Here is a 15,741-nt window from a genome sequence, read left to right as displayed (position 1 = left end):
GTGGGTTAGTATGCGATTTTAATACCCCTCGGGAGTTTGAACCTTTATTTTTAGAACAAGGATCTGAGTTTTGAGGTGTAACCCAAACTAACCCGGATTTCCAGTTCTAACCGCTACAGTTTTGAGGAACACCTCACCGCAGTATTACCTATACCATCGTTGTATCGGGCATACGGAAACGAATATCCCTGAGAATATGCTTCATGCCAAATTTGAGGAGTTGCTTGATGAGATAAGCTTTACCCAGCAGCAGGTTGATTTTATCATGAAGCAATGATACTGTCGGCATGTAAGAGTCAGGTCATGGAAATTGATCGTAAGATAGAAAAGCTGGAAGTGCGGTTAATGGAGGATGAAATAGATGGCATAAGTTTTAAAAAGTGGAAGCAAATTCGATAAAACCGGCTTTCGCCGTAAGTGCGCTGAAAGCAAAAAAAAGGCCCCTCGTTGTCGAGGAGCCCTGATAAATTCGGGAAGCCTTTCCCTTCTGTACCGCGTACGGGAATCGAACCCGTGATTCATCCGTGAAAGGGATGCGTCTTAACCCCTTGACCAACGCGGCAAAACAATTTGGGATTGCAAAGGTAATATCTAACCGCATATTTCCAAAATAAATTTCCTTAACCCAAATTTCTATTGATTAATCCCTGTATAGCTTGTAAATTCGCATCTCTATTTTTCAATTCAAATCACAGTGTAAAATGGGAACGTCTCTTAAAATCGGTATTAACGGGTTCGGTCGTATCGGCCGTTTGGTATACCGCCAGATCTACAAAATGCCCGGTATTGATGTGGTAGCAATCAATGACCTTACCAGCCCTAAGGTGCTGGCTCATCTGCTGAAGTATGACTCCGCGCAGGGTAGATTTGACGCTGATGTAAAGTCTTCTGACAATGCTATCTCCGTTAATGGCGATGAAGTAAAAATATATGCACAGAAAGATCCTGCTCAGATCCCCTGGAAAGACCACGGCATCGACGTTGTGATCGAGTGCACCGGCTTCTTTACCGATAAGGAAAAGGCCGAAGCTCACCTGAAAGCAGGCGCTAAACGCGTAGTGATCTCTGCCCCTGCTACCGGCGACCTGAAAACTATCGTATTCAATGTAAACCACGAAATCCTGGATGGTAGCGAAACCGTTATCTCCTGCGCTTCCTGTACTACAAACTGCCTGGCCCCTATGGCTAAGGTAATGAACGATACATTCGGTATTGTGGCCGGTCAGATGACCACCATCCACGCATATACCAACGACCAGAACACCCTGGATGCCCCGCACCCCAAAGGTGATCTGCGCCGCGCCCGCGCTGCTGCCGCCAACATCGTACCTAACAGCACCGGTGCTGCCAAAGCCATTGGCTTGGTGTTACCCGCGCTGAAAGGTAAGCTGGACGGTGGTGCACAACGTGTACCTACCATCACCGGTTCCTTAACTGAATTAACAACCGTTCTGTCTAAGAAAACATCCGTAGAAGAAGTGAATGCAGCAATGAAAGCCGCTTCCAATGAATCTTACGGCTATACTGAAGACGAGATCGTAAGCACGGATATCGTAGGTATGCACTTCGGCTCCCTGTTCGACGCTACACAGACTAAGATTGTGACTGTAGGCGACGTACAGCTGGTGAAAACCGTATCCTGGTACGATAATGAAATGAGCTACGTATCTCAGCTGGTACGTACCGTTAAGTACTTTGCAGGTCTGATCAGCAAATAATACAGCTTACCATAGTGAAAGGTGGAAAGTGAAAGGTGAATATAGTTCACACTTCGCTTTTCACCTTTTACGTTTTTCCGTTCACTTTATTAATGGAATTGTTATGAGTAAATTCTCCGGTTATAACTTCAAAGGCCATAAAGCCCTGGTGCGCGTGGATTTTAATGTGCCCCTGAACGATAAATATGAGATCACGGACGATAACCGTATGCGTGCGGCCGTGCCCACCATTAAAAAAATATTGAAAGATGGCGGCGCCGTGATCCTGATGTCCCACCTGGGCCGCCCCAAGGACGGACCTACGGAAAAATATTCCCTCAAACACCTGGTATACCACCTGGTAAGCTTGCTGGATGGCGCCACCGTTAAGTTTGCAGAAGACTGTATAGGTCCCAAAGCACAGGAAGCCGCCTCCAACCTGCAGATGGGCGAAGTGCTGCTGCTGGAAAACCTGCGTTTCCACAAGCAGGAAGAAAAAGGCGATGCCGCTTTTGCACAGGAGCTGGCTAAGCTGGGTGATGTGTATGTGAACGATGCCTTTGGCACCGCCCACCGCGCACACGCCTCCACAGCCGTAATTGCACAATACTACCCTGCAGACGCACGTATGTTCGGTTTGCTGATGGAAGCCGAAGTAAATAACGCGGAAAAAGTGCTGCATAACGCTGAAAACCCCTTCACCGCTATTTTAGGCGGCGCTAAGGTGAGCGATAAGATATTGATCATAGAAAACCTGATGGAAAAAGCCAACAACATCATTATTGGCGGCGGTATGGCCTATACCTTCCTGAAGGCGCAGGGGAAAGAGATCGGTAACTCCCTGGTAGAAAACGATAAGCTGGACCTGGCAAAAGAGCTGGAAGCCAAAGCAAAAGCCAAAGGCGTAAACCTGCTGCTGCCGGTAGATTCCGTTGCGGCAGATAAGTTTGCAGCCGATGCCAATACACAGGTAGTATCCAACGACAACATTCCCGCCGGCTGGATGGGACTGGATATTGGCGAAAAGTCCATACAGAAGTTCAGCGAAGTAATTAGCCAGTCTAAAACCATTCTGTGGAACGGGCCGATGGGCGTATTTGAAATGGAAGCCTTCCAGAAAGGCACCAAAGCCGTAGCCGATGCTATTGTAAAAGCTACTTCACAGGGCGCTTTTTCCCTGGTAGGCGGCGGCGACTCCGTAGCTGCGGTGAACCAGTTTGGCCTGGCCGACAAGGTAAGCTATGTATCCACCGGTGGTGGCGCTATGCTGGAGTACTTTGAAGGTAAGGAGCTGCCGGGTATCGCTGCAGTAAATGCCTAAACGAAATACTACTTATACAAGTACAAGCCCTCCGCTTAGCGGGGGGCTTTCTTTTACATGAAAGGGCCTCTCCTGTCTTAAACTTTATTTGTACTTTGGAATATATGAAGAAGTTCTACCAACATCTCTATTTCCAGGTAATAGTAGCTATCATACTGGGTATTATAGCAGGATTACTATTCCCCGGGATAGCCGGCACAGCTAAGCTGATCAGCGATATATTCATTAATCTCATCAAAATGCTGATAGCCCCTATCATCTTCCTCACCATTGTGCTGGGCATTGCCCGCATGGGGGATATGAAAAAGGTAGGCCGGGTAGGAGGTAAGGCTTTATTATACTTTGAGATCGTAACCACCCTGGCCATTATTATTGGGCTGATAGTGGCTAATTGGCTGAAACCCGGCCATGGCGTGGCCTTTACGCATGTGAATGTAGCCGCTGCCGCCAAAATAGAAAAAGATGCAGCCGGCATGAACTGGGTGGAGTTTTTCCTGCACATTGTACCCTCCAACGTATTTGAATCATTTGCCAAAGGCGATATTTTGCAGGTGCTGGTATTTGCCATCCTGTTCGGTTACGGCATTACCCGTATGAAAGATGCCGGTATTCCCCTGTTGCATACCTTTGACCGTATATCACAGGTCTTCTTCAACATCCTGAAAGTGATCATGAAGCTGGCGCCCCTGGGTGCTTTTGGCGGTATGGCCTATACGATCGGTAACTTTGGCGCAGGCGCTTTAATTCCTTTGCTGAAGTTGATGCTCTGCGTGTACCTGACCATGTTCCTGTTTATTTTCCTGGTGCTGGGCAGCATTGCACGTATTTACCGCTTCAGCCTGTGGAAGTATTTAAAGTTTGTAAGTAATGAAATACTGCTGGTGCTGGGCACCTCCTCATCAGAATCCGCATTGCCGGGTATGATGGAGCGCCTGGAGCAGCTGGGCTGCTCCCGCTCAGTAGTAGGGCTGGTAATACCCGCCGGTTATTCCTTTAACCTGGATGGTACCAGCATCTACTTATCCATGGCCGTTATATTCCTGGCGCAGGTATTTGGCGTAAACCTAACCCTGGCGCAGGAGATAACCATCATCGGTATCCTGGTTATTACCTCCAAAGGCGCGGCCGGCATTACCGGCAGCGGGTTTATTGTACTGGCATCCACGCTCACGGTTATTAAAGTAATACCGGTAGAAGGGCTGGCCATCCTGATAGGGGTAGACCGTTTTATGTCCGAAGCCAGGGCTATCACCAACCTGATAGGCAATGGCGTAGCCACTATCGTGGTGGCTAAGAGTGAAAAGGAGTTTGATGAAGCCCGCTACCAGGCAGCTGTAAACACTTAAATTAAAATTTAAACCGTTATGAAAACACAACACAACCCCCTTTTTGCCGGCCTGCTCATAGCCGCCGGCCTGCTGGGCGTATTACCTGCTACAGCCCAGGAAAAACAGGTAACCCTGGAGCAGCAATGGGAAACGGATACTACCCTCCGCGTACCGGAATCCGTTTATTTTGATGCTAAAAGGAATGTTTTATACGTATCCGATATCCAGGGCGATGGCGCCGTTAAAGATGGGCAGGGCTTCATTTCTCGCCTGTCGCCGGAAGGGAAGATGCTGGACCTGGAATGGGTAAAAGGTCTGAATGCGCCCAAGGGATTGGGCGTGTATAAGAACTTTTTATACGTGGCCGATCTTACTGAAATAGTAGTGATTGATATTGATAAAGGGAGCATTGTACAACACGTACCCGTAGAAGGGGCGGTATTCCTGAACGATATTACCCTTGACAATAAGGGCACGGTATACGTGAGTGATACACGCACCGGTAAGGTGCACCAATATAAGAATGGCAAAGTGACCACCCTGCTGGAAGGGCTAAAAGGCCCCAATGGCCTGCTGGCGCTGCCCAACGCCTTTTATGTGCTGGCAGATGGCGCTATGTTTAGCCTGGGAAAAGATAATAGCCTGAAAAAAATAACAGCTGTTAGTAAAAGTGTAGACGGTATAGAACAGGTAAAACCCGGCGAATTCATCGTATCTTGCTGGCCGGGTGAAGTGTTCTATGTAAACGCTTCCAAAGGTACTGCAGTTAAGCTGCTGGATACGCAGGCGCAGAAGCTGAATACGGCAGATATTGGGTACAATCCACAACAGAAGATCGTATATATCCCTACTTTTTTCGGTAATAAGGTCGTAGCCTATGTACTGAAAGGGCTCTAGCAGCAGCAACCTACATCCGTAATCCTGTAAATGTAAACTGTCAAAGTGAGTGAAAGTGTTTAATTGGTTGGCATATATCCCTGGCAACGCGCTGCTGACACGTGTGGCATTTTACATTTCACTCTGGTTATGGACTTGTATGCAGCCCGCATGGGCGCAGGAGCCACAGATATCCTACAAATTCTCCCACCTGAACCTGCGCAACGGACTGGCCAGCAACCACGTATCCGCCATTATGCAGGACCGTAAAGGGTTTATCTGGATAGCCAGCACCGCCCTGCAACGGTATGATGGCAGCAACCTGCTTACCATAGCCAACTTTGACCGGGTACCCGGCACCATTTATTACGATGATATTTGCCTGTGCGAAGACCGCAAAGGCCGCATCTGGATGGGCGCGCCGGATAATATACAATTCTACGACCCTGCCACCAGCGCATTAAAAGCACTGAAGGTAGATATACCACCTTCCTCGCAGGGCAATATACAATGCAGCCATATTGTGGAAGATGCGGAAGGCGTAATATGGGCCACCACCCAGGAAGGCCTGCTGCGCTTTAACGATAGTACCGGCATGTTTGAAAAAGCCACTATTGTCCCCGGGGCAGAACGCCTGCAAATGAGCAGCGCCATTACGGAAGATCATGAAGGTAACCTGTGGATCAGTGGCAGGCAAGGTATTTTCATGCTGGATAAACAACGTAAGCATTTATATAGCGCCAGCCACAACCCGCGGCAGCTGCCGGTTTTCAGCATTGCCACCAGCGTGCGTAAATTTTATATAGACTACCGCCGCCGTATATGGATAGCCGCCCGGGGCCAGGGGCTTTATTGTTACGACCCCGTAAGCCGGCGCCTGCAATCCTACCCGGTAGGAGAGGTGTTTGATATAACCGCAGACCCGGATCATAACATATGGATAGCTACCGACCATAAAGGCATTTACCGGTATGATAACAACCTGGATGCTTTTTCCGTGAACATACGCGCAGAAAATACAGACGACCTGGGCCTGCACTACGACTTTGAAACCAACTGTTTTTTAACGGACCGTGAAGGGCATTTATGGATAGGCACGGACCTGGGCGTAAATATCCTGAGCCTGCATAACCGCAGCTTCCGGATGATGGACCACCGTACCGTTTTTAACAGCACCACGCAGCGCCTGCCCCGCGCGGAAGTAACAGACCTGCTGCAAACCCGCAGTGGCGATGTGTTTGCCGGTTATTGGGGGCAGGGCTTCTGCTGGTTTAATGCAGGTCTTGAGCTAAAGCAGCATTTTACACATAACAGTAATGATCCTGCACATTGCCTGCCGGAGCCCCGTGGCCTGGTATGGAGCTTTGCCGAAATGAAGAACGGGCATGTGCTGGTAGGGCAGGAGAATGGTTTTTTATCAGAATTTGATCCGGAGCAGGGCAAATTTATATCCCACTACAACCCGCGCGCTTTCGAGGAGCAAACCCTGATGAGCATGTACGTGGAAAATGATACCTCCATATGGGTGGGCCTGTATAAAAGAGGGCTGGCCCACTGGAACCCGCGTACGAAAACCGCTGAAGCCTATCCGCAGCTAATGACCAACCTGCAGCGGCAAACCTCCGTCATGGACATTGTGCCGGAGAACGATTCCCTGTTATGGCTGGCCACCAGCACCGCAGGGCTGGTACTGTTCAACAGCCATACCGGCCAGGTAGTGGTAAAGGAAAGTTTTAGCGGGGAGCAGCGGTACGTAAATAACATCACCAGCTTATATAAACAGGATGATACTACGCTGATAGCCGGTACAGATCATGGGCTATGGGTATTTAATCCCCGGCGCACTACCGTAAAACCCTTAAAGGTGAACGGGCTGTTATTTGATGAATGGGTGCTGTGCTTACAGGGCAATGGTAAACATGGTATCTGGTTCACTACTGAATATGGCTTTTACCGTTTTAACCGCCAGCAGTTTAATCTTGAAACATTTATCCAGGGTGATAATATTATTGATAACAACCGTAAAGTACGCCGCCGTATCCTGCCCCTGCAGGATGGGCGCTTACTGGTAGGCGGCTCAGATCATTTCGTAGCCTTTGATCCCGCCGTATTAAAAGTAGCGCCGCCGCCACCGGATGTAAGCATACTGGCGCTTAAAGCGCTGGACAGCAGCATACAGATAGATGCAGCCATTGACACCCGGCAGCCGGTTACATTAAACTATAAGCAGAACTTTATTTCCATTGAGTTCAAAAGCCTGCAATACCATCATGAAAAGATCCGGTATTATTACCAGCTGGATGGGCTGGATGAAGACTGGGTGAACGCAGAAGGGTTATTAATAGCCAAATACACTAACCTGCCACCAGGCAACTATGCCTTTAAAGTGCGCAGCGTGAACACCGCCGGTACTTTTTCTGCCAACACTACCGTACTGCGCATAAACATAAAACCGGCCTTCTGGCAAACGAACTGGTTCCGCCTGCTGATACTGTTGCTGGTAGCAGCCTTTATTTACATTTATTTCCGTGCGCGCATTTACTTCATAAAGAAGGAGGCCAAACGCCGCACGCTCATGCAGCAACGTATGGCACAGCTGGAAATGAAAGCCCTGCGTGCGCAAATGAACCCGCATTTTATTTTTAATGCGCTCAACTCCATTCAAACGTTTATGATGAAGAGCGAAACAGAGCAGGCGCTTGCCTACCTGAATCGCTTTGCCCGCCTCATTCGCAGCGTATTGGACAACTCCCAGCTCAATACCATTCCCATCTCAAAAGAGGTGAACATGCTGGAAAACTATATTGAATTGGAGAAGCTGCGCTTTGCAGACCAGTTTGATTATAAGATCACCATAGATCCTGCTATAGACGCAGACTTCACGGAGATCCTCACCATGATCATTCAGCCTTTTATAGAAAACGCCATCTGGCATGGGCTGCTGCATAAAAAAGAGGAGCAGGGAAAATTATTATTGACCTTCACCAAAATGCAGGATCGTATTTTGTGTACAGTAGAAGATAATGGTATTGGCCGTGAAAGATCGGCCGCGCTGAAACAGCTAAGCGGTTATACCCACGCCTCCCGCGGCCTGCAGATCACCCGCGATCGCCTGTCCCTCTATAACAGCCGTTTTAATGTAGCGGCCTCCTTTGACATTGAAGACCTGTTTGATGCAGAAGGCCAGCCCTGCGGCACCCGGGTTAATTTGTGGTTCCCAATAGCCGAAGACTGAGGTTAATTACTCCCCGCTCACTTTCACTACATGCTTACTGGCATCATCCCATCTCCACGGGTTATCCATTAGCTGCAGCCCGCCCAGCCACCGGTGCTGCAGGGAAATATAGTCTGTATAATTCTCTTCATTATTCAATACTTCCCGCCCCAGGCTGGTAATAGACAGCATTACATCCTGCTGTTCAATTATACCGGCGCTGCGCATACGCTGTATGTAAAGGTCCAGCTGAAAATCGCCAAAGCCGTAGATCCTCATATCATCCCAGAACTGCGCATACAGGTCATACCAGCGCAGGCTTGACAAAGAAAGTTTTCGCAGGAAATAGCTTTGAATGGCATTCAGGCCGTTGTCCACTGCCGGCAAACGTTTCAGGTGCGCGATCAGAGCCGGGCCCAGGTAAGATAAGTGTGAGGTGGTATGTTGGCTGATGGCTTCCAGCTCCGGCGGATTGCCCTTGCAGTAGGCTTCCCAGGCATGTGCTGCCAGCTGCAGGTCTGCTTCATCAAGGTACACCCGCTCCTGCAATAATGCGGGGAAATGGTAAGGCATTAACAGCCCCAGTCCCCGGAAGTCTGTTACTTCAGGATGGTTCTCAATAGATACCAGGCTTATTTTGGGCAGGCGTATCACCTGCGTGCGCAGGTAATGGAGTATAAAAAGAAGGTTGATCTGGCAAAAGAGGTCAAATTCAAACCACAGTACTATTTCATCATATTCACCGGCTGTTTTAAGCTTTTCCAGCTCTTTAACTACATTGGCAAAATAAGTTTGCCGGTCAATGCCATAATGCTGTTCCAGGTGTTTGGCGCGGGTTTCAAAAAATGCCGCCATATCATCCGTACATATCACTTTGCCTTCACACATCATTTCCCGGCACACTACTATCTCACCCGGGATATCACTTTGCCGGAACAAGGTAAGGGTAGCATCGCCGTTAAGAACATGCATATAAGACATGGTGTTATTTTTTTCAATGTCAACAGGGAGCTTACCAGCTGCCACTGGCGCCACCGCCGCCACCGGAGCCGCCGCCAAATCCTCCGAAACCACCACCACCGCCACCGGACGACCATCCGCCGCCTCCGCCGCCGCTACCCCAGCCGCCACCTATGGGAAAACCTCCCAAACCGCCCCAGCCTCTCCGGCTGATGGTAGTATTACCGCCACGGCGGTTGTTGATAATAGATACAATGATGATGATAATAATGATCATCACAAAAATAGCGCCGCCCCCGCCGCTCTTCCTGGCTTTGGGTATGCCTTTATATTCGCCGGCAGCTGCTTTTTCAATAGCATCCACCGCTTCATCCAGCCCCTGATAATAGTGCCCCTGGCGGAAATTGGGCACAATGATCTGATCTATAATGCGGTTGGCTATAGCATCCGGTACGGCGCCTTCCAGCCCGTAACCGGTTTCTATGCGTACTTTCCGGTCGTCAATAGCAGCCAGTATCACCAAACCGTTGTTCTTACCTTTCACACCCACTCCCCAATCGCGTAATATTTTCAACGCTACCTCGCTTATATCATAATCGCCGGTTGTTTTAACCGTTACAATTGCTATCTGGGAAGAGGTGCTGTCGCTATAGGCTACCACTTTACTTTCCAGCGCTTCTGCCTCCTCGCGTAGCAGCACGCCTGCCATATCATTTACCAGCCGGGGTGGGTTAGGCCGGGCGGGTATGTCCTGTGCATAGGTATGTAAGCCTGTAACCAGCAACATACTGAACCATAACCAGCAAAATATCCTCATAAATAATCTATGCTTCATCGGCCAAAAATAATGTCGTCCGGCAATTCGTTTTCGTCGCCGGATGCGTAGGGGAAATGTGTGTGTAACGATTCCCCGATCTCTTTAATACATTCCTCCATACCTTCCACTACCCGTTGCTGGGAGAAATGAACCTTTAATAGATGGGCTTCTTTTTGCCAGAAATGATCACCTACTTTATCATGAATGCCTTTGTCGCCCAGGATGGCAAACTGCCGGTCTTTCAGGGCTACATATAACAGCACTCCGTTATGCTGTTTTGTTTTTTCCATACCCAGCGACAGGAATATTTCCTGCGCCCGGTCCATGGGATCTACATACGAGCAACGGCTTTCTACAAACAGCCTTATTTCGCCGCTGGTAAGCCTTTCCGCGGTACGGATGGCCTGTACCAGCCGCTCTTTTTCAGGCTCCTGCAAAAGCTCTTTTTTACCAAATGGAAATAAACCCATGAGTATTGGGGATTTAGATTTACGATTTTAGATTTTTGGAAGCGCTGGTTCTTCTATTAAAGATCCTGTAGCCCGGCTGCCGTTTACTAAAATGGGGCAGGGCTATACGCGATGATCTTAAATTCCGGAGTACTTCCCAAAATCTAAAATCGTAAATCTAAAATCTAAAATTTTTTAGAACTGAACTTTCGGTGCATTCTCAGACCCGGCCTGCGCCTGGAAATATCCTTTCTGCTGGAAACCACTGATGCCGGCAATAATATTATTCGGGAAAGTACGTACAGAGCTGTTGTAGCCGTTCACCGCCTCGTTAAAATCATTACGGGCCACGGTTATACGATTTTCTGTGCCTTCCAGCTGCGCCTGCAGGTCCAGGAAGTTCTGGTTAGCCTTCAGCTGCGGATAGCTTTCCGCTACCGCCAGCAAACGGCCCAGGGCAGAGCTTAGCTGGCCTTGCGCCTGTTGGAACTGCTGGATCTTTTCCGGAGTCAGGTCATTAGGGTTTACAGTGATCTGGGTGGCTTTGGCGCGGGCTTCAATTACCTGCGTTAAAGTAGTTTGCTCAAAGTTGGCAGCGCCTTTTACCGTGCTTACCAGGTTGGGGATAAGGTCGGCCCGGCGTTGGTATTGGCTTTGTACAGCGCCCCATTTATTCTTTACATTCTCATCCTGCTTTACCAGGCCGTTGTACTTATTGCAGCCGAACATGCCTAATAATACAAGGACAACAACTACAATGATCCATTTTTTCATTTGTTAAACGGTTTAATTTTTATATTCACATTAGAAGATAATGCCGGTACATAGCGCGCTGGTTATGTGTTATTTAACCACGCTAAAGAGATACGAATGCACCAAACCTACACACATTTCACCAAACTGCAAAAACTATCTGTTGTCCCCATATGCTACAAATACCCGCAAAAAATAAGACTAAAAATCCTTTGTTTATCCATAATTTTGTGGAAATATTTTCCCCTCAGGTAACCATACGGGCTATAGTAATTCATTGTAGCAATGGGTTTATTGTTTGTAACTCATTTATTTTTATTAACTTAGAACTAAGGTCTCCTTGAAATGAGTGCGCAACACATCCATATTCTCTATATCGATGATGAGATAAACAACCTGACCGCTTTCAGGGCCGCTTTCCGCAGGCTGTATACCGTATACACCGCCGCATCAGCAGCAGAGGCAGAACAATTGTTACTTGAACACGAAGTTCACATCATTATCTCCGACCAGCGTATGCCTAAAATGACGGGCATAGAATTCTTCGAAACTATTTTGGACAAACATCCGGAGCCTATCCGCATCCTGTTAACCGGTTATGCAGATATTAACGCGGTGATAGATGCTATTAACAAAGGCCAGGTGTACAAGTATTTTTCCAAACCCTGGAATGAGGAAGAGCTGAAGCATAATATTGAAAAAGCGTACGAAGTGTTCTCCCTCCGGCGCGAAAACAAAGAGCTAACTGCTAAGCTGTTGGATGTGAATGAAAAGCTGGAATTCCTGCTCCGGCAAAAATTGATCTCCTGAAAAAATTATTCCTGCAACTTATTTCCGGGTGTTGAAGTGAATGGTGTTATCGTAAATGCGATAATCCAGCCGCAGCACATTGGCCAGCTGGTCCAGGAAGCCGGAAAGGGGTTTGTTTTTCTCCAGGCAGCCGCTGTATTCTGCACCGGCTATTGATTGGGGCTCAAAAGCTAATTTAAGGCCAAACCAGCGCTGTATAACCGGCTGCAGGTCTGCCAGGCGGGTATTGCGGAAACGGTAAATACCTTCCCGCCACGAGAGGGTAATGGATTCATCAAAACGTTTCACCTTAAACCTTTCCCCGGTTCTGTAAATGGCTTCATAACCGGGTTTTAACGTAACATCCAGTGAATCCCCTACATCCGTTACGGCAGCGCCCTGCACCAGGGAGGTAACCACCATATCCGCATTATAAGAGTTAATATTAAAAGCCGTTCCAAGCGCCTTTACAGAAGTGCTGGGGGTATGTACAATAAAAGGCTGGCTGGCATTCTTGGCCACTATAAAGTAAGCCTCGCCATCCAGGTACACTTCCCTTGTTTTGCCCAGGAAAATGAATGGGAACCGCAGTGTAGAGCTGGCGTTCAGATGCACCTCCGTACCGTCGGCCAGCTCCAGCCGGTAATCAGTCCGGGGAGGTACGGTTAAGGTATTCCATTCCACCCTGGCAGGCGCACCTGCATCAGCCACCAATTCATTGTTATTAACGGAATCCGGTAGCTGGCGGGTTAAATAAATACTGTCTGTAGCAGTAGTAGCAGGTGCAACACCGGGCATGGGGCCGGGCGTTACAGGAGCTATATTATTGCTGCCGGCCAGCTGAATGTTTGGCGTTGTATAGTTGCTAACCGGCGCTGCCGCTGGTGCTTTGTTGGTATTAACAGCTGCCAGTGCCGCAGGCTGTGAGTGTGAGTAGTAATGATCATACAGGTAAAATCCCAGGCCGCCGGCTGCCAGCAGGGCTGCAATAATAACTGCAGCAACCGCAATGCGGTATTTTTTTATGAACCGCAGCACGCGGTTGGGGAAAGGAGGTGCGGGCTTTAACAATGTTTCAATTTTACACCATACCAGGTCCGCCCGGAGATCTTCCAGGATATCTTCATTCGTGGCAACTTTGGCATTTTCCAGTTCCAGCCAGCAGTTGCGCACATGCTCATCGTACTTCATTACCTGCTGCAGGTACCGGTCATTCTCTTTACTGATCTCCCCCAGTTGTTTTTCCAGCAGCAATTGGTAAATGTATTCTTGATCAAATTTCATATGAATAAGCTCATAAGAAAGTTTCGAGGTTTAACTGTACCTGATAACGCGCAGGTCTTCCAGCGCCTGTTTTAATTTATCGGCCGGCAGGCGTTCCAGTTCGCTTAACACCTGTTTACGGAGCTCTTGTTGTTCATTAGCATTTGTACCGTTTGTATTTGCATTCTCATTTGCTTGTGGTAAATGTTTTTCATCGCCCGCCTGGCTTTTCGGATCTTTCCTCAGCTGTTCCACACAATCTAAATGTACCTGCTGATAAAGAAAACCACCTACGGATTGTTGTATATCAAGGTATAGCCTTTGCTCCCATATACGTATAAATGTATGCTGCACCAGGTCCTGCGCTCTCCGCATGTTCCCCAGCATCGTGTGCGCTTTCAGGCATAAAGGCTTGTAGTATTTCAGGAAAAAATACTGGTATGCCTTTATATTACCCTGTTTTAGCTCTGATAACACAGCCATATCATCAATACTGGTCATATTGTTTCTTTTTGCGAAAGTGTATACATATTGTAGGAGCTTAGCATATAGGAATGTAACCCCGGTCCCAGACAAAATTTTGGTGTTTCACTCTATTCGGCACCGAAAATTTCCTATTAAAAGTTACAAAAAAAAGTTAACTATTGGTTAATTAAGTTAAATATTTAGATCCTTTACACCACCCGGTTTACAATCCGCCTATTAAGTATAAGATTTATTTATTAATAGTTGATTTAAAATGTTCTGCCGCTGCGCTTATCCCGCGTCAATGTTAGCATTTGCATTCATCCCGCTAGGGGTAAAACGGCGGTTCATACTTTTCCATTAAATTGCACCCCATTGAAACTTAATACTCCTGAATATGCAAGTTTGGAAAGATTACCAGGCACAACACCAAGACCGTTTTCTGGATGAATTATTATCGCTGTTGCGCATACCCTCTATCAGCGCAGATTCCCGTTACAGTCAGGATGTAAAAACATGTGCGGCGGCTGTACAGCAGCGCCTGCAGGAAGCTGGTGCCGATAAGGTGGAAATATGCCCAACCGCCGGCCACCCGATCGTTTATGGCGAAAAAATCATAGATCCACAATTACCTACCGTATTAGTATATGGCCACTATGATGTGCAGCCGCCCGACCCGCTGGAGCTGTGGCACAGCGGCCCTTTTGAGCCGGTAATCAAAGACGGCCGCATTTATGCCCGCGGCAGCGCTGATGATAAAGGCCAGTTCTATATGCATGTAAAAGCATTTGAGATCATGATAAGAACCAACAGCCTGCCCTGTAATATTAAGTTCATGATAGAAGGGGAGGAAGAAGTAGGTTCATCTAACCTGGGCATTTTTATTAAAGAAAATAAAGAGCGCTTAAAAGCAGATGTAGTGCTGATCTCCGACACCGCCATGTTAAGTCTGGAAAATCCCTCCCTGGATACCGGTTTACGCGGCCTGTCATACATGGAAGTAGAGGTTACCGGCCCTAACCGCGATCTGCACAGCGGCGTATACGGCGGCGCAGTTGCTAACCCGGCTACCATACTGGCAAAAATGATCGCTTCCCTGCACGATGAGAATAACCACATTACCATTCCCGGTTTTTACGATAAGGTGCTGGAATTAAGCAAAGCAGAAAGGGAAGCATTGAATAAAGCGCCCTTCAATGAAGCAGAATATAAGCAGGACCTGGGCGTACAGGAGCTGTGGGGCGAAAAAGGCTACAGCACTATTGAGCGTACTGGCATACGCCCTACGCTGGAAGTAAATGGTATCTGGGGCGGTTACACCGGCGAAGGTTCCAAAACCGTGCTGCCCTCCAAAGCATCCGCTAAAATATCTATGCGGCTGGTGCCCAACCAGGACTGGCATGAGATCTCTGACCTGTTCAAAGCACATTTTGAAAAAATAGCGCCTAAGTCCGTTTCCATAAAGGTTACTGCGCACCATGGCGGTAGCCCCTATGTTACGCCAACAGATCATGTGGCCTTTAAAGCTGCCAGCCGGGCTATTGAAAGCACCTTTGGTAAATCGCCCATTCCCGTACGCGGTGGTGGCAGCATTCCCATTGTAGCGCTGTTTGAAAAAGAGCTGGGGTTAAAAACTATTTTAATGGGCTTTGGGCTGGATAGTGATAACCTGCACTCGCCCAACGAAAAATACGACCTGGCTAACTTTTATAAAGGCATAGAAACCATCCCGTATTTTCACCAGTATTTTGCAGAAATGAGTAAAAAATAAAGTAAAAAAGTAAAAAGTAAAAATTAAAAGAAATGCCG

13 protein-coding genes and 1 tRNA gene are annotated in these 15,741 nt (G+C 47.9%); 7 read left to right on the top strand and 7 right to left on the bottom strand.

The window, feature by feature from the left end:
* Window positions 1–490: 490 nt before the first annotated feature.
* Window positions 491–562, bottom strand: a tRNA-Glu gene (locus tag BMZ54_RS28710).
* A 139-nt stretch (window positions 563–701) separates the two neighbouring features.
* On the opposite strand from BMZ54_RS28710, the gene gap reads away from it, so the two are divergent.
* The 5 genes from gap to BMZ54_RS28685 all read left to right on the top strand — a co-directional run bounded on the left by gap (window position 702) and on the right by BMZ54_RS28685 (window position 8,457).
* A complete protein-coding gene (gap, locus tag BMZ54_RS28705) occupies window positions 702–1,718 on the top strand; it encodes a type I glyceraldehyde-3-phosphate dehydrogenase (protein WP_089920046.1) in 1,017 nt (338 codons plus the stop codon).
* 103 nt (window positions 1,719–1,821) lie between these two features.
* On the top strand, window positions 1,822–3,018 hold the full coding sequence (locus BMZ54_RS28700) for a phosphoglycerate kinase (RefSeq protein ID WP_089920044.1): 1,197 nt from the start codon (window positions 1,822–1,824) through the stop codon (window positions 3,016–3,018).
* Window positions 3,019–3,122: 104 nt separating this feature from the next.
* Window positions 3,123–4,364, top strand: a complete 1,242-nt coding sequence (gene dctA / locus BMZ54_RS28695) for a C4-dicarboxylate transporter DctA (RefSeq protein ID WP_089920042.1) — start codon at window positions 3,123–3,125, stop codon at window positions 4,362–4,364.
* A gap of 18 nt (window positions 4,365–4,382) precedes the next feature.
* Window positions 4,383–5,243, top strand: a complete 861-nt coding sequence (locus BMZ54_RS28690; protein ID WP_238386716.1) for an SMP-30/gluconolactonase/LRE family protein — start codon at window positions 4,383–4,385, stop codon at window positions 5,241–5,243.
* Between the two features lie 49 nt (window positions 5,244–5,292).
* Window positions 5,293–8,457 (top strand): sensor histidine kinase, encoded by a 3,165-nt coding sequence (locus BMZ54_RS28685; protein ID WP_143081172.1) that lies wholly within the window; start codon window positions 5,293–5,295, stop codon window positions 8,455–8,457.
* A 6-nt stretch (window positions 8,458–8,463) separates the two neighbouring features.
* Here the strand turns inward: BMZ54_RS28685 and BMZ54_RS28680 are convergent, their stop codons facing one another.
* The 4 genes from BMZ54_RS28680 to BMZ54_RS28665 all read right to left on the bottom strand — a co-directional run bounded on the left by BMZ54_RS28680 (window position 8,464) and on the right by BMZ54_RS28665 (window position 11,436).
* Complete coding sequence (locus tag BMZ54_RS28680) at window positions 8,464–9,417, bottom strand: DUF1835 domain-containing protein (protein WP_089920038.1); 954 nt, start codon at window positions 9,415–9,417, stop codon at window positions 8,464–8,466.
* Between the two features lie 31 nt (window positions 9,418–9,448).
* Window positions 9,449–10,213 (bottom strand): TPM domain-containing protein, encoded by a 765-nt coding sequence (locus BMZ54_RS28675; RefSeq protein ID WP_202909389.1) that lies wholly within the window; start codon window positions 10,211–10,213, stop codon window positions 9,449–9,451.
* 14 nt (window positions 10,214–10,227) lie between these two features.
* Window positions 10,228–10,683 carry a TPM domain-containing protein gene (locus BMZ54_RS28670; protein ID WP_089920034.1) on the bottom strand — a complete coding sequence of 152 codons (456 nt, stop codon included), beginning with the start codon at window positions 10,681–10,683 and terminating at the stop codon, window positions 10,228–10,230.
* A 174-nt stretch (window positions 10,684–10,857) separates the two neighbouring features.
* Entirely contained in the window at window positions 10,858–11,436 is a 579-nt protein-coding gene (locus BMZ54_RS28665) for a LemA family protein (protein ID WP_089920032.1), read from the bottom strand.
* A 324-nt stretch (window positions 11,437–11,760) separates the two neighbouring features.
* On the opposite strand from BMZ54_RS28665, the gene BMZ54_RS28660 reads away from it, so the two are divergent.
* On the top strand, window positions 11,761–12,225 hold the full coding sequence (locus BMZ54_RS28660) for a response regulator (protein ID WP_089920030.1): 465 nt from the start codon (window positions 11,761–11,763) through the stop codon (window positions 12,223–12,225).
* 18 nt (window positions 12,226–12,243) lie between these two features.
* Here the strand turns inward: BMZ54_RS28660 and BMZ54_RS28655 are convergent, their stop codons facing one another.
* Together BMZ54_RS28655 and BMZ54_RS28650 are read right to left on the bottom strand one after the other, a co-directional pair.
* Window positions 12,244–13,488 carry a FecR family protein gene (locus BMZ54_RS28655; protein WP_089920028.1) on the bottom strand — a complete coding sequence of 415 codons (1,245 nt, stop codon included), beginning with the start codon at window positions 13,486–13,488 and terminating at the stop codon, window positions 12,244–12,246.
* A 30-nt stretch (window positions 13,489–13,518) separates the two neighbouring features.
* On the bottom strand, window positions 13,519–13,968 hold the full coding sequence (locus tag BMZ54_RS28650) for an RNA polymerase sigma factor (RefSeq protein WP_089920026.1): 450 nt from the start codon (window positions 13,966–13,968) through the stop codon (window positions 13,519–13,521).
* A 361-nt stretch (window positions 13,969–14,329) separates the two neighbouring features.
* Between BMZ54_RS28650 and BMZ54_RS28645 the strand changes: the two genes are divergently transcribed.
* Window positions 14,330–15,703, top strand: a complete 1,374-nt coding sequence (locus BMZ54_RS28645) for a dipeptidase (protein ID WP_089920024.1) — start codon at window positions 14,330–14,332, stop codon at window positions 15,701–15,703.
* The last annotated feature ends 38 nt before the right edge of the window (window positions 15,704–15,741 follow it).

This window comes from Chitinophaga rupis, from assembly GCF_900109685.1.
In the GTDB taxonomy this organism is placed as follows: domain Bacteria; phylum Bacteroidota; class Bacteroidia; order Chitinophagales; family Chitinophagaceae; genus Chitinophaga; species Chitinophaga rupis.
Note: the sequence above shows the minus strand (reverse complement) of the source record. Positions and strands in the feature narration are given on the sequence as shown.